The following is a 17,701-nucleotide window of genomic DNA, read 5'->3' as shown; positions in this document are numbered from 1 at the left end:
CGCCAGCCCCGCGCCCGTGTCGTCCTGCGGACCGCCCTGCTTGAGCGACCAGGGGCTCGCCGCCGGGGCCGCGGGCGCCGGAGTCTCGGCAGAGGGCGCCTGCGTGGGTGCCTGGGTCCCGGGCGAGGGAGCAGCCGTCTCCGGGGCCGGCGCGGGGACGGTTCCCTGGGCTTCCGTACCGCCAGTCACATCCCCAGTTTCGTCCGCCGGAGCACCACCGCCACACGCAGTGCTTCCCAGCCCGAGGAGTCCCGCTATTCGGCGGACGGGACGAAGCAGTGGGCGAAGGAGTTCGAGCGCAACCGCCTGTCGGACCTGCGCGTGGCGGGCTCCACGGGCACTGACGGCGCGGTGTTCCTGTCCGGAAACGCGTTCCTGTACTCAGCGGACTTCGGGCTGGGCGAGGCGCAGGACGGCTTCCTGGTGAAGTTCACGCAGGCGGGCGAGCCCGAGTGGCAGCGCCGCGTGGGGCAGAAGGTCTACGCGGTGGCGGCGGACGCGGCGGGCGGGGTCGTGGCCCTGGGCGAGGAGTGGACGACGGAGGCCCACACGCCCCAGCTGGTGCGCTACGCGGCGGACGGCACGGCGAGCTGGACGAAGACGTTCGACGGCGCGAGGGAGGGCACGCTGCTGTCGGCGGTGGCGCTGTCGGGGACGGGCACGTCGGTGGTGGCCGGGCGGCTGGTGGGCCCGGTGACGGTGGACGGGCGCACGTTCGACGCGCGGGGCACGGGCGGCTTCGTGGTGCTGGCGTTCGGCGCGGACGGAGCGCTGGCGTGGGGCCGCGAGGTGCCGGGAGTGAACGGGCGCGTGGGCTCCGTGTCGGTGGGCGCGGACGGCACGGTGGCGGTGGCCGGCGAGTCGGTGGGCCTGCTGGTGTGGAACGGCGTGGCGCTGGATGAGGGCGGCCCGTTCGTGCTGACGGCGACGGCGGACGGGCAGGAGCGCTGGGTGAAGCAGCCCACGTGCGGCGCGACGTCGGTGGGCACGGTGGCGGCGGTGGAGCCCGCGGGCCCGGTGGCCACGGCGTGCGGCAACACGGTGACGCGCTACGCGGCGGACGGCGCGCTGCTGGGCACGAAGTCGCTGGCGCCGGAGGCGTGTGAGAGCGGCACGTGCTCGCTGGCGGCGACGACGCTGGTGGCGGCGCCGGAGTCCGGGCTGGTGGTGTCCGGCTGGCAGCGCGACGGCGCGGGCGACACGTGGAACCAGGATGCGTTCCTGCGGCTCGTGACGCCGTAATTCGGACGGAGGCGTCGGGGCCGCGCTACCACGCGACCTCGATGCCTCCGGTGCCCTGCGCCCAGTCGGAGATGGCGCGGTCGCGGGTGACGAGCGGCAGTCCGAGTCTGCGGGCCGCCGCCACGATGAGCCGGTCGAAGTGGTCCCGATGCTCCCAGTCGAGCCGGGCTGCCTCCCGGACATCCCCTTCGCTCATGGGGTCGTGGACCAGCTCCGGACAGTCGATGTCCGCCCACCAAGCGTCCAGCGTGGTGGGGAAACGCAGCTTCCCGCCCTGGGCGAGCAACCACGTCTCCAGCACGACGGGCGCGGGCACCACCAGATAGCCGCGCCGGTGCTCGAAGGCGGAGAACGCGCGCTTCGCCGTGGGCCCGAGCTTCTGGAACTGGTCGCCCGCGTAGAAGAGCAGGGCATTCGTGTCGAGCACGTAGCCTTCACTCAAGCTCCAGCACCTCCGCGGAGGCCAGCGCCGAGCGCTGGAGTCGTTGGCTGGGACTCTCTTCGAGGCCTTCCAGTTCACCCGTGATGCGCAAGGAGCCGCGAAGCTTCGTCTTCCGCTTCTGAGCGGGGCGTCCCTTTCGCTCCGCTTCCAGTAGGGCCTCCAATCGCGAGGGCGCGATGAGGAATGCCTTCAACTCATCGTGCACTGTGATGGCGGTGACATGCCGCTGAGTGGCCGCCTGCTTCACGAGCGCGCTGAGATGGCTGCGCGCCTCGCTGAGCGGGATGCGCTGCATGGGCAGGGGCCACGTGGGCGTTGCTGTGGCGGCGCGACGCGCGGTCGCGGGACGAGGAGGTGTCCGTCGTCGATGTTTGCTGGCCATGGTGTGCGGATAATAGGCACAGGTCCGACACCCTCTGGCTCGGGCGTCATGCAGCCGCCTCGGTGTTGAGCTTGAGGTCCTGGTTCAGCCCCGCGTCCTTGCGCACGCGCCAGATGTACTGGTCCAGGAAGTAGTGGTGCAGCGCGAAGCCCCAGATGAAGCCTTCCATCAAATCTCGCAGCGTGAGCCCGCTGCCTCCCATCGCCACCTTCGCGTCGAACGCGCCGCAGCCCGGGTGCACGCCCATGCCGCAGCCCAGCGTCCGGTACGCCAGCGTGAACGCGAGCCCGCAGAGCGCGTAGATGATGAAGCGCTGGCTCACCTTCGGCGCCCAACCGAACGCGGCTCGGTCCACGCCTTCCGAGTGGTAGCGGTTGCGGTGAAAGAACCAGACGATGCCGTGGTACTGCACGTTGTGGAACGCCGTCACCGCCACGGTGAACATCAGGAAGTCCATCCGCCGCGACACCGTCGGCCAGAACACCAGCGACGTCAGCCCCAGCGCCGCGCCGAGCATCAGCAGCTTCGGCCCGTTCACCCCCAGCCCCTGGCGCCACCGCCACACCTGCCTCGCCGCCAGCACCCCCACCACCGCGAGCACCAACGCGAAGCACGCGTGCGCCACTCCGACCTCCCAGGTCGGCTCCGCCATCAGCCCCAACCGGCGTCGCGCCCCCGGATGCGTCAGCGCGAACGCCACGAACGGCGCGAGCAACCCCACGTACAGGGTCACGCTGTCCAGCCGCCGGTCCCACGCGTCTCGCTCCCCGGCCTTGCGCTGGTAGAGCACCATGATGCCGTAGTGCTGCCGCACCACGTGCCAGTACGCCCATAGCGCCGCCAGCGTCACGAACACCGCGAACGGCCAGCGCTGGCCGGACAGCACCGACGCCGTGAACACCGCCGGCCCCGCCGCGAACCACGCCAGGCTGCCCCAGAGCAGCCGGGCTCGCGCCTTCCGCTCCCGAGCGTCCAGGTACGTGCGCGACACCGTCGCGAACAGGTGCGGCCCATCCAACAGCAGCACCCATGCCCACCACAGCGGCGGCCCGCTCACGCCCCCCAGCACGTGCAACGCCATCAGCGCCAGGCTCGCGCCCAGTCCCCCGACCGTGGAGAGCAGGTCGTGCCGTCGGTCCACCAACCACCGCGCTTGCAGGGGAACCGGGGCGAAATGGGGAACCGCGTTCATCGGAGGACTCCCGTCCGGCGGTCCCGGACCTCTTCCTGCGGGAAACGAAGTCCCAGGATAGCGGGGACATACAGGTAAGTCAGATGCGCACCTGAAGGTCTCGAACGGGCACCGGCCGGACGGGCAGGGGGCCAGAACCCCCTTGAGGGAATGGCCCCCGGACGCGACAGTGCTGAACCATGGATCAAGGTCGGCGTACCTCGGACCGCAAGTCGGTCGGTCTGTTGGTGAAGCTCAAGCATGAGAGCGTGGGGAGCTTCACCGAGGAGTTCGCCACCAACATCAGCCCCGGGGGCATGTTCATCCGCTCGCGCACGCCGCAGCCGGTGGGCACGCCCGTGCGCTTCGAGGTGCAGATCGCCAACGGCGTGCGCGTGCTCCAGGGCACCGCGACCGTGCGCTGGGTGCGCGATGTGAACGACCCCGCGGGGCCTCCGGGAATGGGGTTGCAGTTCCAGGAGCTGGATACCGCGAGCCGCGCGCTTGTGGATCTGATGCTCCAGCGCAAGCCGGGCGGCGGTGCCGTGCCCGCCGCCGCGCCGCTGCCGTCCATTGCTCCGGTCGTGGCGCCGGGCATCGCGCCGTTGGCCGCGCCAGGAATCGCGCCGTTGACCGCGCCGGGCATCGCGCCGGTGAGTCCGCCCGTGGCCGTGCCGCCAGTTGCCGCCGCGCCCCGGCCCGCCGCCGTCCCCGCGCGCCCCGCCGCCGTTGCACCGCCCACGCGTCCCGCGCAGCCGGCCGCGGGTGGTGCCGCGCTCGATTCGCTGTTCGATGATCTGGATGCTCCGTCCTCCAGTCCCGCTCCCGCCGCGGACGAGCCGCTGTCGCTGGGCGGCGCGGACGAGCCGTTCTCGTTGGGCGGTCCGGACGAGGACATGGGGCTGGCGCAGGCGGACTCCGCGAACGACGTGGACATCCCGCTGGACGAGCTCATCGCGGGAACGCCTCCGCCCACCGTGCAGGGCGTGTTGTCGGGAGGCGACGAGCCGCTGCCGGGGCTCGACTTCGAGTTCGAGGTTCCGGTCGTGGATGAGCCCATCGCCATGGGCGAGCCGCTGGAAGAGGTGCCCATCGAAGTGGGGCTCTCCGTGGAGGACGACGCGGCTTCGGCCGCGGGCGACGCGGGTGGGTTCGAGTTGGATTTCTCGGATGTTGCCCCCGCGCCGCCGCCTCGCGCCGCGCCGGTGACTCCACCGCCTGTGCAGCGCGCGGCCCCGCCGCCTGCGGCGATGCCGATCGTGCCGCCGGTGGCTCCCGCCAAGCCCTCTGGCGGCAGCGCCGAGTTCGACTTCGACCTGTCATCCCTGGACGACGAGGCTCCGCTGGAGCTGGCGCGTGAACCCACGTCCTCACCGGGCCGTCAGCGGCCGTTGGGGCGTGAGCCCGCGTCCTCACCCGGCCGTGCCGCAGCGCCGGGTCTGGGGCGTGAGCCTGGATCCGCAGCGGGACGTGCGCCGGGACTGGGGCGCGAACCTGGATCCGCCGCCGGCCGTGCACCGGGGCTGGGGCGCGAACCTGGATCCGCCGCCGGCCGTGCACCGGGGCTGGGGCGCGAGCCTGGATCCGCCGCTGGCCGTGCCGCCGTGCCGGGCCTGGGACTTGAGCCTCGCTCTTCTGGAGGTCGTCCCGCGGCGCCGGGTCTGGGACTTGAGCCTGGCTCCGCCGCCGGCCGTGCAGCCGCGCCGGGACTGGGCCGCGAGCCTGGATCCGTCGCGGGCCGCGCCGCCGCGCCGGGCCTGGGGCGTGAGCCCGGATCCGCAGCCGGACGTCCCTCCGTGCCGGGTCTGGGACTGGAACCTGGATCCGCGGCGGGCCGTGCCCCGGGCCTGGGACGCGAGCCTGGATCCGTGGCGGGACGTCCCGCGGCGCGCGCTCCGGGTGAGCTGCCGTTGGAGCCCGGCTCCTTCGCCAACCGTCCCGCGGCGCCCGGCCTGGGCCGCGAGCCCGGTTCCGCCGCGGGCCGCGCTCCCGACCTCTCCCAGGAGCCTGCGTCGTCCTGGGGCCGCGCTGTCCCGCAGCAGCCTCCCGCGCCGCGTCCGTCCGGCGGCAGCGCCGAGTTCGACCTGGACCTGTCCATCGACGACGACGGGCCGCTGGAACTGGCGCGCGAGCCCGTGTCCTCGGCGGGCCGTCCCGCCGCGCGGCCCATGGCTCCTCCGCCGCAGCCGCCACCGAGCACGCTTCCTCCCTCCGTGCGTCAGGCCCCGCCCGTGCCCGCTGCTCCGGTGGCCCCCGCGACGCTCGCGCCCGCCGCCGCGCCGGTGGCCTCCGCGCCGCCTCCCCTGGACGCCAATGGGCAGGTGCGTCCCATCTACCTCACGCCGCCGCAGACAATCGCCGGTACGGGGCCGGTCATCGGCATCGACCTGGGCACCACCAACTCCTGCGTGGCGCTCCTGTCCAACGGCCGGCCCGTCGTGCTGCGCTCGCGCGAGGGCTACAACACCATCCCGTCCGTCATCTCGCTGAGCGCGCAGAACAAGCTGCTCGTCAGCCACCGCGCGAAGAACCAGCTCGTCCTGCGGCCCACGCACACCATCTACGGCGCGAAGCGCCTGGTGGGCCGTCCCTACGACAGCGCCGTGGTGAAGCAGGTTCGCGAGCGCTTCCACTACGAAATCACTCCGGATGCCGCCGGCCGCGCCGCCGTGCGCCTGGGCACCGACGTGCTGTCGCTGGAAGAGGTGCAGGGCATCATCCTGCGCGAGTGCAAGGAGATGGCTGAAACCCACCTCAACCAGAAGGTGGAGCGCGCCGTGGTGACGGTGCCGGCCTACTACTCCGAGCCCCAGCGTGAAGCGGTCCGCAAGGCAGGCGCGATGGCCGGCCTCAAGGTGGAGCGCATCCTCAACGAGCCCACGTCCGCGGCGCTCGCGTACGGCCTCAACCGCGAGCTCAACAAGAAGGTGCTCGTCTACGACCTGGGCGGCGGCACCTTCGACGCGACCATCCTGCGCATCGAGAAGAACGTCTTCGAGGTGCTGGGCACCGGCGGCGACATCTTCCTGGGCGGTATCGACTTCGACAACCTCATCGTCGACTTCCTCCTGGAGCGCTTCCAGGAGAAGGAAGGCATCGCGTTCAACGGGGACGGCATCGCCCTGTCGCGCGTGGGCGACGCCGCCGAGCGCGCGAAGATGGCGCTGTCCGAGCGCAGCACCTTCGAGGTCCACATCCCCATGTTGATGATGGACGACGCGGGCCGTCCCCGGGACCTGCGCGTGACGATGTCGCGCCAGGACCTGGAGATGATCTGCGACCCGTTGCTCAACCGCACCATCGACGTGGTGCGCGACGTGCTCCTGGACTCCAAGCTGAAGGCCTCGGAGGTGGACGACATCATCCTGGTGGGCGGCATGAGCCGCATGCCGCTGGTGCGCGACAAGCTCAAGGGCCTCTTCAGCAAGAACGCGCAGGCGAGCGTCAACGCGGACGAGGCCGTGGCGCTGGGCGCGGCGCTGTACTCGGGCTCGGTGGACAAGGTGAGCAGCGTGGTGCTCATCGACGTGCTGCCCATGACGATTGGCGTGGCCATGCCCGGCGGCGGCTTCAAGCGCGTCATCGAGCGCAACAGCCCGCTGCCCACGCAGCGCTCGTTCGCCATCAGCACGTCGCAGGACAACGAGGAGCGGATGGAGCTGTCCGTCTTCCAGGGCGAGGACAACCACATCTCCGCCAACGAGTACCTGGGCACCGTGCGCATGGAAGGTCTTCCAAAAGGCCCCAAGGGCTCCGTGCGCGTCGCCGTCACGCTCAAGCTCGACTCCGAATGCGTGCTGCACGTGGAGGCGCGTGAGTACTCGACGCGCAAGGAAGTGAAGGCGACGCTCGCCACGCGCTACTCGCCGGAGGAACTCCAGAAGCAGCTCCAGGTGAGCAAGGAGGCGGTGAGCGCCGCCGAGGAGCGCCGGGGCGCGGACCTCAAGGATCGCGCGGGCCGCTTCTGGGGGTTCGTGAAGAAGGCGCTGGGCCGCAAGTAGACTGGCTCCATGACCGCCTCGGCCCCCCGCTACATGGCGCGCTTCCGTTGCATCGCGGAAGCGTGCGAGGACACCTGCTGCGCGGGGCTCACCGTGCCCATCAGCGAGTCGCGCTGGAGCCTGCTGCGCCAGAAGGTCGCGGGCACACCTGACGAGGCGCGCGTCGCGGCGCTGATCAAGCCAAATCCGGACGGCGCCACGGGCCAGCAGGCAGGCATCCTGGGCAAGCGCGCGGACGGGCACTGCGCCTTCCTGGATGAGGCGAAGCTGTGCTCGCTCCAGCGCCGCTACGGTGAAGCAGTGTTGCCGGACGGCTGCTCGGTCTTCCCGCGAGTGCTCACGCGCTGGGGCGCGCAGGTGGAGATGGCCGGGTCGCTCGCGTGTCCGGAGACGGCGCGCCTGTGTCTGCTGGCCGAGGACGCGCTGGTGCGCGAGCCCGTGCCCGAGGAACAGGCCCTGCGTCCGCAGGTCGCGCGGCAGGTGGCGGCCGGAGACGACGCGTGGACGGCCCACGCGGACACCGTGCGCGAAGCGATGCTGCGGCTCCTACAGCGGCGCGAAGTCCCGTTCGCCGCGAGGCTGTACGCGCTGGGCCGCATGGCGCTGGACCTGGGCGACTTCTACTTCCCGGGGACCACGGCGTTCGCTTCAGCGGCAGGCGAGGAATCGCGGCATCCCAGCGCGAGCGACGCCTCCGAGCCCGAGGTGCGCGGGCCCATGACGGACTCCGCACCGGATGCGAGCGAGACCCGCGCGGAAGCGGCCGAAGCGCGGCTCGCGCGTGTCCTGCGCGAGTACGAATCCACGGACACCCTCGCGTCCTTGCGCGCGCAGCTCGAAGCGCTGGAGTTGCCCGGAGGCCCGTGGGCCGGCATCTGCGGCGCCGTGCTCCGTTCACGTGAGGCTGCCGTGAGCAGCCCGCGCTTCCTCTCGCTCATGAGCGCCGTGCGCGCGTCCTACGGTGGCGCGGACACGCATCCAGACCCGGCGTGGGAACTCCATGCCGCCCGGCGCTCCGCCCTGGAGTCCCTGCACGGCGAGCGCGTGCACCAGTACTTCCTGCACCACGCGCTCAACCACGTCCTGCGCCACCCGTTCACCGAGGCCGAGAGCCTCCTGAACGCCGTGTTCCTGCTCGTGCTGCGCGCCTCCGTGGTGCGTTGGGTACTGCTCGGGCACCCGGCCGTGGTGGCGCTGCTGGAGGCTCCCGGCACGCCCGTGGCCGCGCTGGACGCCGCCGCCGTGGAGGCGTTCCAGGTCGTCGCCAAGCACGTGGAGCAGGCGCCCTCGTTCCTGGACTTCGCCAAGGGGCTGGCCGGCGAAGGTCCGGAGACCTTCGCGCGGCTGCTCATCCTGGTGAAGGGCCTGTAGCTCCTCAGCCCTGCTGCTTCGGCTTCGCGCCCAGCTGCTGCATGGCCCGCTGGAATGACGGGTACTCGTGCGCGCCCTGGATGGCCACCTTCTCCCCCAGGATGAAGGTCGGCACCGCGCGGATGCCCATCTCCTGGGCCTCGCGCACGGACTCCTCCACCACCTGCCGGTAGCGGCCTTCCTCCACCGCGCGCTGGAGTTCGTCCGGATCCAACCCGGCCTCCACGCCCGCGGCCCGCAGCGTGTCCCACTGCCAGAGGTCCTGCCCTTCACTCCAGTAGCGCCGCAGGATGGCGGCCTGGAAGGGCTCCAGCCTGCCTTGGGCTCGCGCGTACTCCGCCGCCTCGTGCGCTCGGCGCGTGGACGGGATGATGTCCCGCTGCACCATCGTCAGCCCGGCCTTCGCGGCTCGGAGCTTCAGCGGGTTGTTGGGATCCTTCATCCCCTGGCGCACGTAGTCGGGCAACGGCAGCCCTTCCGGAGGCGTCTCCGGGCGCAGGAAGTAGGGGTGCCACTCCACCTGGACGTCGTATTCCTTCTTCAGCTTCTCGACCTCACCGAGGCCGACGTAACACCAGGGTCAAACGAAGTCGGACCAGATGTGGACAACGATGGGTGCGCTCATGGGCTGAATCTCTAGCACCGTGCGTCAGGGCCTTCCACCCCTTCCACCGGGGCCCGCATCCATCGGTGGACAGTCCGCCCTCCCGAAGGCACGGTCCGGGTTCCATTTCTCCGGAGGAACCTTCCGTGCCCCTGTCGCTCCTCGCGGCCCTGGCGCTCGGCGCCAACCCCGCGCCCGCGCCTCATCCGTTCAATCAACAGGACCTGGTCACGCTGCGCCGGCTCAGCAGCCCGCGCGTCTCGCCCGACGGCCGTCAGGTCGCCTACGTCCTGCGCTCCACCGATATGGAGGCGAACCGCGGCCGCACCGACCTGTGGCTCGCCAACCTGGACGGCTCCGCGCCGCGCCAGCTCACCTCCCACCCTGACAGCGACACCGACCCCGTCTGGGCTCCGGACGGCAAGAGCCTCTTCTTCCTGTCGTCGCGCGGCGGCTCGTCACAGGTGTGGCGCCTGCCGTTGGATGGCGGCGAACCGCTTCCGGTCACGAAGCTGCCGCTGGACGTGAACAGCTTCGTGCTGTCGCGTGACGGCCAGCAGCTCGCGGTGGCGCTGGACGCGCGCCCTGACTGCGCGGACCTCGCGTGCAACACCCAGCGCGCCGCGGAGGCCTCCAAGAAGAAGACCACCGGCCGCGCGTATGATCAGCTCTTCGCCCGTCACTGGGACACCTGGAAGGACGGCACGCGTTCGCACCTGTTCGTCGTCCCCGTGGCCGGCGGCACGGCCGTGGACGTGATGAAGGGCATGGACGCGGACGCGCCCAGCAAGCCCTTCGGTGGCGCGGAGGAGTTCACCTTCACCCCGGACGGCAAGAGCCTCGTCTTCGCCGCGCGCGACGTGGGCCCCACCGAGTCGTGGTCCACCGACCTGGACCTGTTCCTCGCGCCCGTCGACGGAAAGACGAAGCCGCGCAAGCTCACGGAGAAGAACCGCGCCACGGACACCAGCCCCGTGTTCAGCCCGGACGGCAAGACGCTCGCGTACGTGGCCATGTCCCGCCCCGGCTTCGAGGCCGACCGCTTCCGAGTCATCCTGCGCACGTGGCCGGGCGGCCAGGAGCGCGTGCTGACCCAGGACTGGGACCGCTCGGCTGGCTCGCTCGCGTGGAGCAAGGACGGCGCCACGCTCTTCACCACCGCCAACGACGTGGGGCAGAACACCGTGTTCGCCCTGGACGTGGCCACTGGCAAGGCGCGCAGCCTCACCCAGGGCGGCAACGCGGACGGCGCCCAGCCCGCGGCGGACGGCCAGGTCGTCTACGCGATGGATGACCTGGACTCGCCGGCGGACCTGTACGCGGTGAAGGCGGACGGCACCGGCACGCGGCAGCTCACCCAGGTGAACAAGGACGCGCTCGCGGGCCTGAAGTTCGGCGCCTTCGAGCAGTTCAACTTCCCGGGCTGGAACAACGAGACGGTGCACGGCTACGTGGTGAAGCCCGTGGACTTCGACCCGAAGCGCCAGTACCCGCTGGCCTTCCTCATCCACGGCGGACCGCAGGGCAGCTTCGGCAACCACTTCCATTACCGGTGGAACCCGCAGGTGTACGCGGGCCGCGGCTACGTGGCGGTGATGATCGACTTCCACGGCTCCACCGGCTACGGCCAGGCCTTCACGGACTCCATCTCCGGGGACTGGGGCGGCAAGCCGCTGGAGGACCTGCAGAAGGGCCTGAACGCCGCGCTCCAGAAGTACTCCTTCATCCACAAGACGAAGCGGTGCGCGTTGGGCGGCAGCTACGGCGGGTACATGATCAACTGGATCGCCGGTAACTGGGCGGACGGCTTCCAGTGCCTCGTGAACCACGACGGCATCTTCGACGAGCGCGCCGCCTACTACGACACCGAGGAGCTGTGGTTCCCCGAGTGGGAGCACAAGGCGCTGCCCTGGGAGAAGCCGGAGTCGTACGAGAAGTTCAACCCGGTGAACCAGGTGGCGAAGTGGAAGACGCCCATGCTCGTCATCCACGGCGGCAAGGACTACCGCGTGGTGGATACGCAAGGCATCGCCACCTTCACCGCGCTCCAGCGCCGCGGCATCCCGTCCCGCTTCCTCTACTTCCCGGACGAGAACCACTGGGTGCTCAAGCCGCAGAACAGCATCCAGTGGCACGACGAGGTGCTGGGCTGGCTGGACCGCTGGACGCGCAAGTAGCGCGCCCGGCGGAAAGTGAGCCCTGGGGCGTTGCGCCCCAGGGCTTCATGCAGGTTTCAGGGGATGCCGAAGCAGTCGTCGATGCAGCTGGCGATGACCTCCGCGCAGGTGCGGTCGGAGATGCACTGCGAGCACTCCGCGGTGCGCTCGCGGCGTTTGTCCTGCTCGCTCTCCTTCTCTTCCTCCCAGGCGCCAACCTTCTCGGCGCACTTGCCAGTGTCCAGGTCGGAGTCGAAGCACTGCTTGCGGTAGTCGCAGATGGCGTCGGCGTCGTTGGAGCAGCCGGTGAGGAGCAGCACGGAGACACAGGAGGCCAGGGCAATCAGTCGGGACATGGCCCGGCACTATGCACGCGGATGACGCCTCCCGTGAATGCACTTCAAGGGAGGCGCCGCGCACTTCACCGCTGCTGCATTACTTCGTCTTCGTCGCACCGCCATGGTCCATGGATCCGTGCTCCATGGTGCCGCCCTGCGTGCCGGCGCCGCCCACGCCCATGGCGTCGTCCAGCTTGCCCAGCGTCTGGTAGGCCATGTCGCGGTGCCGGGGCAGTTCCTGGGTGAGGTTCGTGAGCAGCGTGGCCAGCTCGCCCGTGGCGCCCATGCCCTGCTGGGCGGCCATCACCTTGCCGATGGCGGCGTCATGCGCGCCAACCTGTCCGGCCATGTACGTCGAGTCGAACGGCGCGCCCTTCAGCGCCTGGAGCTTCTCCATGTCCGCCTTGTCCGCGGCCATGGCCTTCTTCTCCATGTCGTTGGTGGCCTTGGGCATCTCCGCCAGCTTCATGTTCTGCGACTTCGCATAGTCCATGACCTTCTGGTCAGCGGTCGTGTGCGCGTCGACCATGGCCTTGGCGTAGGTCTGCACGTCCGGGTTCTGCGAGTTCTGCTGCGCGAGCTTCGCCTGCTTGATCTCCGACTGGTTGATGTAGTGCAGGCGCTCCAGGAAGGCCTTTGGATCCGCGGGGACGATGAAGCCCTTGAACTCCACCGTGCCCTTGGCGACGGTGGGCGTCTTCTCTCCGACTGGCGGGTTGGCGGATGTGGCGCTCTGGGCCAGCGAGACGCCGCCGGTGAAGAGGACCGCGGCGAGGGTGACTCCATGCAGGGTGCGCTTCATTGGGTGCTGCTCCTTTTCAGGGCCTCGGATGTGAGGCGGGTCAAGGCCGGTGGACCGGACACACTTCCGGATCCGCGCGGCGCACGTTGGAGCAGGGCGCGACAGCGAACCCAGCGGGTGGGAGGACGGACGTGTGCCAATTCACGTTGCGTCCCGGACCCGGTGCGGCAGTGGACAGCACCACTGCCCCCGGGAGCGGGCGCGGACGTTCACCACCACACGGCTGTCCGGGAACGCCATCCCGTCCTCCTCGTGCCCGGAAAGCCAGGCATCCCGCGAGGGAGGGAAGAGAACGGAGGCAGGGCCCCGGCTGGCTGGCCGCCGGGGAGGAGGGCTACTTCGCGGGCTGCGGCGCCGGCTTCGGAGCGGCCTTCGGCTTCGGGGCGTCGGGAGTACCGGCGGGGACGTTCTTCGTCTCGGACAGCTCGTCCTCGGCGCGCAGGAAGGCCTGGGCGGCGCGGTCCACGTCGTCGGGCTTGAGGCCCGTGAGATTGGCGGCGGCCCCGCGCGTGCGCGCCGCGAGCGCCGTCTCCCCCAGCGCGCCGTGGATGCGCGTGAGGGCCACATGGATTTCCGGGTCGAACGGATCCGACGCCAGCGCCTCCAGGTACGCCGTCTTCGCCTTCGGGTAGTCCTTGCGGAACAGCAGGATGCGGCCCAGGTGCACGTTGGTGGAGGGCGAGCCCGGGTGCATCCGCAGCGAGCCGCGCAGCACGGACTCCGCCTCATCCAGCCGGCGCAGCTCCAGCAGCGCGAGCGCGAACTTGTTGGACACCGACTCGTACTTGTCGCCCACCAGCTTGTGCGCCCGCGAGTACTCCTCCGCGGCGGCCTTCACGCGGTTGCGCTCGCGCAGCACCTCACCCAGGTGCGCGAACTTGCGAGCGGGCACTTCGGTCACCTCGGAGAAGCCGCCGAAGGAGATTTCACGCCCCTTCTTCTCGCTGTCCTTCTGAGCGCCCTTGGCGTCCTCCTTGAGCACCACGCGGTCGTCGCGCGGCACCAGCTCCTGGGGGAAGGGCTGCTTCTTCACGTAGGACAGCCAGGTCTTCTCGAAGAGGGGGAAGGGCATGCCCGTCGCCACCTCCACCGCCTTCTTGTCCGGCTGGCCCGCCTTCAGCTCCTGCAAGAGGGCGCGCAGGCCCGCGGTGCCCTTGGTGCCGTGGATGTAGTCGATGGCGTAGAACACCTCCGCGAACGCGGTGGCCGCGTCCTCCGCCGTGGGCAGCATGGCGATGGAGGGGTGCATCTTCTCGAAGGGGATGAGCTTGTCCTCCTTCACGCGCTTGCCCAGGAGCGCCTGCGTGGACGGCGTCATGGCCAGGCCGCCCTTGCCGCGCCAGCGCGACTCCAGGAACTTGGCCAGGCCTTCGTGCAGCCAGATGGGCACGGTGTTGTGGGACATCTGGCTGACCACCAGGTGCACGTACTCGTGCGCCAGCGTGTCCTGCCAGTCGTAGCCCTGCGCCACGGCCTTGGGGCTCGTGACCATCAGCTTGTTGAACTTGCAGATGGCGATGGTGCCCGTGGTGCGGATCTGCTTCTCCGTCAGCGTGCTGACGCGGGACAGCTCGCGCGCGTTGTTCACCACCTCCACGCGCACCTTGCCCGGCGGCGTCCAGCCCAGGTCCTCCGCGAGCGCCCGGTGGATGGCCTCCAGCGTCTCCAGCGCGTAGGGCACCAGGATCTCCTCCTTGCCCTTCGGGTAGAAGAAGATGAAGTGCTCGCTCTCCGCGCGCTGGTGGTCCTTGACGATGGTGCGCGTGTCCTTGGCGAGCCGCAGGTAGCTGCCCGGCTTGTCCTCGATGTTGGCGCCTTCCAGCAGCGTCACCGCGTCGTCGTACTGGCCCTCCTCGAAGGCCACGCGCCCCTGGAAGTACTTCAGGGGCTCCAGCTCGGAGGGTACGCGCTTCTCGACCTCGGCCAGCTCGCGGCGGGCGCTTCCCACGTCCCAGTCATCCAGCGACTGCTCCACCTTGCCCAGCCGCTGCTTCACCTCTTCCTTGAGGGCTGCGTCGGGCGGCTGCGCGAAGGCCGTGGGGACGGCGAGGAGGAGGGCGCACAGGACGCCCAGGCCCGAGATGGTCGCGTGCATGCGGCGGCTCACTTCACCAGCTCCTCGTAGTAGCGCTTCACCTGTTCGCGGTACTTCTCCGGCGCGCCCTGCTTCATCGCGTCCAGCAGGTCCTTGCGGAACTCGCGAGGCGCCTGGAACGCGTCCTCGTCCGGCAGCTCCACCTTGTCCTGCGGGTTGCGGCCGTTGCCCTCCTGGCGGCGGCCGGAGCCCATGGGCATGGGCAGCCCGCGGCCGCCCTTGCGGCCCTGCTGGCTCTGCTGCATCTGCTGCTGGAAGCGCTTGAGGCCTTCCATGGCGGCCTGCTGCTCGCCGTAGCCGCGGCCGGGGTCCTTGCCCTGCATGCGCTGGGACGCCTCGCCCATGCGCTGGCCAATCTCATCCATCTGCTGGCCGGCCTCTTCGCCGAACAGCGGCGCCGTCTGCTCCATGTCCTCCATCTGCTGGCGCAGGCCCTGCGCGCGCTGCTCCAGCTGCTGCTGGCGCTGGCCCAGCTGCTGGAGCTGCTGCTTCTCCTGCGGCGACAGCTGCGAGCCCGGCGGCGGGAAGAGGTTCTGCAGCTGCTGGCTCACGTCCGACACGTCGCGCGAGTCCTTCTTGAGCTGCTCCGCGAGCTTCGCGGACTGCTGACGCACCTCCGGCGGGTTGCCGAACATCTCATCCAGCTGGCGCTGCTGCTCGCCCATGCTGGACAGCTGGCGCGCGGCGTCCTCCGCGCGCGCGGCGGACTCCGCGGCGAGGTCGAAGTCGTCCACCTTGAGCGCGTTCTCCACGTTGCGCAGCTCGGACTGGGCCTCTTCCAGCGGGCGGGCCGCGCGGCTGTTGAGCCGGCCTGGATCGAGCTTCTGGTAGTCCTCCTGCACCTGCTTCAGCTTGCGGTTCAGCTCGTCCTTGAGGGCCTGGCCCTTTTCTTTAAGCCGGTCGCGGTTCTGCCCGCGGGCCTGGTCGCGCAGGGCGCGCGTCTGCTCGGCGACCTTCTGCTGCTCGCTCATGGTGCCCTGCAGGTCGTCCATGAACTTGCCGAACTTCTCCGCCAGCTCCGGGTACTGCTCCGCGCCGAAGTCCTCCTGGGACTTGTCCATGGACTCGAGCATCTCGTCCATCTGCATGCCCAGCTCCTGGAGCTTCGCCAGGGCCTCGTCCGACTTGCCCTCCTGCATCAGGCGCTCGACTTCATCCATGGCGCCCTGCATGTCCTCCTGCTGCATCATCTCCGACAGCGCCTCCGCGTTGAGGTGCTCGTCGCGGATGCCCTTGCGCAGCTCGGCCATGCGCTGCATCAGCTCCTGGATGCGCGACTTGAGCTGTTGGATCTGCTGCATCACCTGCTCGCGCGCGGCCTCGTCCGGGTTGGCCTTGAACTGTTCGATGAGGCGCGACAGGTCGCGGCGCTCGTTGGCCAGCTGCTTCGTCAGCTCCTGGAGCGCCTCCAGCTTCTGCCGGTCCAGCAGCGACTCCAGGTAGAGGATGTCGCGCTCCAGACCCTCGATTTCGTCCTCCACCACGGCGGTGAGCCGGGTGCCGGTGCCCCAGTCCTCGCCGCGCGCGCGCTGGGTGCGCAGGTACAGGCGGCGGAAGTCGGAGGTGGTGCCCACGCTGCGCTTGAGCTCCCCTCCAATGTTCAGGAGCGCGGAGACAATTTCCTTGGGCACGTCCTTCTCCCGCGACAGCTCGGCGCCTTGAGCGCGGAAGTCGTCCGCGAGCTGCTGGCCACTGGTGTCCACGGACTTCGCGGTCTCCACCGCGGTCGCGTCCTTCTGCTTCGCGCGGTCGGGCCCCTCCAGGCGGTCCGCCAGGTGGTCCACGAGGCGGCCCCACAGGACTTCGGCCTTCTCCAGGGCGGCGCGGCGGTGCTCGGCGGCGCTGTAGACGCGCAGGGTCTGCGTGCGGCTGACGCCCTTCTTGGGGCCCTCCACCGCGTCGTTGTCCTTCGCCTCCACGTAGTAGGTGATGCGGTCGCCGGGGGCGGGCTTGAGCGGGCCCAGGTCCCAGTTGAAGGTGCCCCGGCTGCGGCGGCTGTCCTCGCGCGGCAGGTTCACGCGCGTCTCCTGCTTCGCGCCGGGCATGCGGTACACCAGCGCCAGGCCGGACATGCCGTAGTCGTCGGTGGCCTCGTACTTGAGCGTCACCGTCTGGCCGGGGTCGACTTCAATCTCCGTGGACGGCGTGAGCAGCGTCACCTGGGGTGACTTGTCCGCCTCCACGGTGAGGGGGATGTCCGGGCCCACCGCGAGCGGCTTCGCGCGCGAGGCATAGAAGACGAAGTGGTAGTGGCCGCCCTGCTTCGCGACGAAGCTGCCGGTGAGTTCGCGGCCGCCGGTGACGGTGAGGGGCAGCACCTGGTTGTTGACGACGACCTCCGCGCGCTCGATGGGGCGGTCCGAGCGCGTCTTCAGCACGACCTCGGTGCCGGCGGGTGCGCTGACCTCGCCGTTGGTGCCGGGCACGGTGCGCGGCGCGAGGCCGGTGTACGCGGGGTAGCGGTAGGTCAGCTCGATGTCGCCGGTGATGGGCTCCGCCTGCGCGGCGGTCTCCGGACGCGAGGCCTGCTCGCGCAGGTGCTTCCAGCCCGCGACCCACCGGCCGCCCACGAAGAACATCAGCACCGCGAGCGCCAGCACCACGCCGCCGCACGCCATGGCCACGCGGCGCAGCGGCTGGCGGTCCACCACGAGCCCGGGGTCCACCGTGCGGGCGCGCTCGTCCATCTGCCTCAGGAACGCGTCCGCGAGCTGGGGGGACCAGCCGGCCTCCTCACGGCGCTCGCGCGACAGCTCCACCGCGGCGAGCACATCCAGCGACAGCTCCGGGCGGCGCTGGCCCACGAGCCGGGCGGTGCGCGCGTCGTCGCCCACCTGCCGGTGCGCGAGCACGACGCCGAAGACGTAAACCACCGCCGCGCCCACGGGCAGGGCGATCCACATGAGCCCCTGGGCAAGCCACGGCGCCGCCCGTCCCAGGAGGCCCGTGGCGAACAGGAGCACGAGGGCCGCGACGGCGCCCAGCAGCAGGCCCTGGGCCCAGAGCTGGCGGCGCTGGCGGGCGCGCACCTGGGCGAGCAGCTCCGCCACGCCTCCGGAGCGCGCTTCACGCCGGGCCTGGGGAGGCGGGGCCGGAG

Annotated in this window: 11 protein-coding genes and 2 pseudogenes; 4 read left to right on the top strand and 9 right to left on the bottom strand. The window is 70.6% G+C overall.

Annotation, left to right across the window (positions count from 1 at the left end):
- Nucleotides 1–189, bottom strand: a pseudogene (locus tag D7Y15_RS46070) (hypothetical protein); the annotation flags it as partial.
- A gap of 132 nt (nt 190–321) precedes the next feature.
- Between D7Y15_RS46070 and D7Y15_RS36005 the strand changes: the two are divergent.
- Nucleotides 322–1,242: a hypothetical protein gene (locus D7Y15_RS36005; protein ID WP_199746024.1), complete on the top strand. Its 921-nt coding sequence runs from the start codon at nt 322–324 to the stop codon at nt 1,240–1,242.
- Nucleotides 1,243–1,267: 25 nt separating this feature from the next.
- Here D7Y15_RS36005 and D7Y15_RS36000 read toward each other — a convergent pair whose 3' ends face one another.
- From D7Y15_RS36000 to D7Y15_RS35990, 3 genes are all read right to left on the bottom strand, one after another.
- Nucleotides 1,268–1,684 (bottom strand): type II toxin-antitoxin system VapC family toxin, encoded by a 417-nt coding sequence (locus D7Y15_RS36000; protein ID WP_158629187.1) that lies wholly within the window; start codon nt 1,682–1,684, stop codon nt 1,268–1,270.
- Nucleotides 1,677–1,979, bottom strand: coding sequence for a type II toxin-antitoxin system Phd/YefM family antitoxin (locus D7Y15_RS35995; protein ID WP_158629186.1), 303 nt, complete (start codon nt 1,977–1,979; stop codon nt 1,677–1,679). The genes D7Y15_RS36000 and D7Y15_RS35995 overlap by 8 nt, the downstream gene beginning before the upstream one ends.
- A 133-nt stretch (nt 1,980–2,112) precedes the next feature.
- Nucleotides 2,113–3,258: a hypothetical protein gene (locus D7Y15_RS35990; protein WP_121755418.1), complete on the bottom strand. Its 1,146-nt coding sequence runs from the start codon at nt 3,256–3,258 to the stop codon at nt 2,113–2,115.
- A gap of 179 nt (nt 3,259–3,437) precedes the next feature.
- On the opposite strand from D7Y15_RS35990, the gene D7Y15_RS35980 reads away from it, so the two are divergent.
- Together D7Y15_RS35980 and fliB are read left to right on the top strand one after the other, a co-directional pair.
- On the top strand, nt 3,438–7,238 hold the full coding sequence (locus D7Y15_RS35980) for a TIGR02266 family protein (protein WP_199746023.1): 3,801 nt from the start codon (nt 3,438–3,440) through the stop codon (nt 7,236–7,238).
- Between the two features lie 9 nt (nt 7,239–7,247).
- Nucleotides 7,248–8,609 carry a flagellin lysine-N-methylase gene (fliB, locus tag D7Y15_RS35975; protein ID WP_121755417.1) on the top strand — a complete coding sequence of 454 codons (1,362 nt, stop codon included), beginning with the start codon at nt 7,248–7,250 and terminating at the stop codon, nt 8,607–8,609.
- A gap of 4 nt (nt 8,610–8,613) precedes the next feature.
- Here fliB and D7Y15_RS35970 read toward each other — a convergent pair.
- Nucleotides 8,614–9,177 (bottom strand): annotated as a pseudogene (locus tag D7Y15_RS35970) (DsbA family protein); the annotation flags it as partial.
- A gap of 182 nt (nt 9,178–9,359) precedes the next feature.
- Here D7Y15_RS35970 and D7Y15_RS35965 point away from each other — a divergent pair.
- Nucleotides 9,360–11,390 (top strand): S9 family peptidase, encoded by a 2,031-nt coding sequence (locus tag D7Y15_RS35965; RefSeq protein WP_121755416.1) that lies wholly within the window; start codon nt 9,360–9,362, stop codon nt 11,388–11,390.
- Nucleotides 11,391–11,446: 56 nt separating this feature from the next.
- Here the strand turns inward: D7Y15_RS35965 and D7Y15_RS35960 are convergent, their stop codons facing one another.
- The 4 genes from D7Y15_RS35960 to D7Y15_RS35945 all read right to left on the bottom strand — a co-directional run bounded on the left by D7Y15_RS35960 (nt 11,447) and on the right by D7Y15_RS35945 (nt 17,654).
- Nucleotides 11,447–11,725 (bottom strand): hypothetical protein, encoded by a 279-nt coding sequence (locus tag D7Y15_RS35960; protein WP_120598838.1) that lies wholly within the window; start codon nt 11,723–11,725, stop codon nt 11,447–11,449.
- A 79-nt stretch (nt 11,726–11,804) separates the two neighbouring features.
- Nucleotides 11,805–12,509, bottom strand: coding sequence for a DUF4142 domain-containing protein (locus D7Y15_RS35955; protein ID WP_121755415.1), 705 nt, complete (start codon nt 12,507–12,509; stop codon nt 11,805–11,807).
- Nucleotides 12,510–12,843: 334 nt separating this feature from the next.
- Nucleotides 12,844–14,604, bottom strand: coding sequence for a tetratricopeptide repeat protein (locus D7Y15_RS35950; RefSeq protein ID WP_121755422.1), 1,761 nt, complete (start codon nt 14,602–14,604; stop codon nt 12,844–12,846).
- An 8-nt stretch (nt 14,605–14,612) separates the two neighbouring features.
- Nucleotides 14,613–17,654: a DUF4175 family protein gene (locus D7Y15_RS35945; protein ID WP_121755421.1), complete on the bottom strand. Its 3,042-nt coding sequence runs from the start codon at nt 17,652–17,654 to the stop codon at nt 14,613–14,615.
- Between the last annotated feature and the right edge of the window lie 47 nt (nt 17,655–17,701).

The sequence above is a fragment of the Corallococcus sp. AB030 genome (assembly GCF_003668965.1).
GTDB lineage: Bacteria > Myxococcota > Myxococcia > Myxococcales > Myxococcaceae > Corallococcus > Corallococcus exiguus.
The sequence above is the reverse complement of the archived record's forward strand: the minus strand, read 5'-3'. Positions and strand labels throughout refer to the sequence as shown.

Excerpts from the sequence above, each read along its gene's own strand:
- D7Y15_RS35995 (WP_158629186.1), bottom strand. The coding sequence starts at position 1,979 with ATGCAGCGCATCCCGCTCAGCGAGGCGCGCAGCCATCTCAGCGCGCTC.
- D7Y15_RS35990 (WP_121755418.1), bottom strand. The coding sequence starts at position 3,258 with ATGAACGCGGTTCCCCATTTCGCCCCGGTTCCCCTGCAAGCGCGGTGG.
- D7Y15_RS35980 (WP_199746023.1), top strand. The coding sequence starts at position 3,438 with ATGGATCAAGGTCGGCGTACCTCGGACCGCAAGTCGGTCGGTCTGTTG.
- fliB (WP_121755417.1), top strand. The coding sequence starts at position 7,248 with ATGACCGCCTCGGCCCCCCGCTACATGGCGCGCTTCCGTTGCATCGCG.
- D7Y15_RS35960 (WP_120598838.1), bottom strand. The coding sequence starts at position 11,725 with ATGTCCCGACTGATTGCCCTGGCCTCCTGTGTCTCCGTGCTGCTCCTC.
- D7Y15_RS35955 (WP_121755415.1), bottom strand. The coding sequence starts at position 12,509 with ATGAAGCGCACCCTGCATGGAGTCACCCTCGCCGCGGTCCTCTTCACC.
- D7Y15_RS35950 (WP_121755422.1), bottom strand. The coding sequence starts at position 14,604 with ATGCACGCGACCATCTCGGGCCTGGGCGTCCTGTGCGCCCTCCTCCTC.